We start from the raw sequence: 918 nt of genomic DNA, 5'->3' as shown, positions 1-918 counted from the left end.
GGGCAGTGGGATGACCGGCGCTTTGGATCGGGCTGCTGTTGCTCGGTGGGAGCGGTTGGGGTTGGGCCGGCTCGGGGATGCCGAGGGTGTGCGGTTGTTCGATGCCGCGGTGGCCGGTTCGGAGTCGGTGGTGGTTCCGATTCGGTTCGATGCGGGTGTGTTGCGTCGTGGGGCCGACCCCGAGGAGGTTCCCGCGGTGCTGCACGGGTTCGTGCGGCATTCGGCATCTCCGATACGGGCTGCGAAGTCTTCGGTGGGTGTTGCGACGGGGGCCCTGGGTGCTCGGTTGGCGCAGGTGCCGCAGGCGCAGCGTGGTGATGTCGTGCTGGAGGTGGTGCGTGAGCAGGTGGCCGCTGTGCTCGGCCATGATTCCGGTAACGACATCCGTCCCGATCAGCGGTTCGACGAGATCGGTTTCGATTCGTTGGGTGCGGTGGAGTTCCGTAATCGGTTGGGCAAGGCCACGGGTGTGACGCTGCCGTCGACGTTGGTGTTCGATCATCCGACTCCGGCGGCGGTGGCGGCGTTGGTGTTGGCTCGGGTGGAGCCGGAGTCGGTGGGGTCGAGGCGGGGTGGGCGGTTCGGGAGAGTGGGGCGTCGGGTGGGGGTTGATGAGCCGATTGCGATTGTGGGGATGGGGTGTCGGTTTCCCGGTGGGGTGGGGTCGCCGGAGGATTTGTGGGATCTGCTTGTTTCGGGTGTGGATGCGACCGGTGGGTATCCGGTGGATCGGGGGTGGGATCTGGAGCGGTTGTTCGATTCGGATCCGGATAGGCCGGGGACGGTGTATGCGCGGCGTGCGGGGTTTTTGGATGATCCGGGTGGTTTCGATGCGGGGTTTTTCGGGGTGGGTCCGCGTGAGGCGGCGGCGATGGATCCGCAGCAGCGGCAGTTGTTGGAGGTGTCGTGGGAGGCGTT

General features: G+C 66.6%; 1 protein-coding gene. It reads left to right on the top strand.

Annotated features, from left to right (window positions below; all coding sequences use genetic code 11):
* Window positions 1–10: 10 nt before the first annotated feature.
* Window positions 11–918, top strand: a 908-nt coding sequence (locus tag ON32_RS23440; protein ID WP_245551264.1) for an acyl carrier protein, incomplete at its 3' end; no start/stop codon positions are given.

The sequence above is a fragment of the Nocardia paucivorans NBRC 100373 genome, from assembly GCF_000308675.1.
GTDB classification, from domain to species: domain Bacteria; phylum Actinomycetota; class Actinomycetes; order Mycobacteriales; family Mycobacteriaceae; genus Nocardia; species Nocardia paucivorans.
Note: the sequence above shows the minus strand (reverse complement) of the source record. Positions and strands in the feature narration are given on the sequence as shown.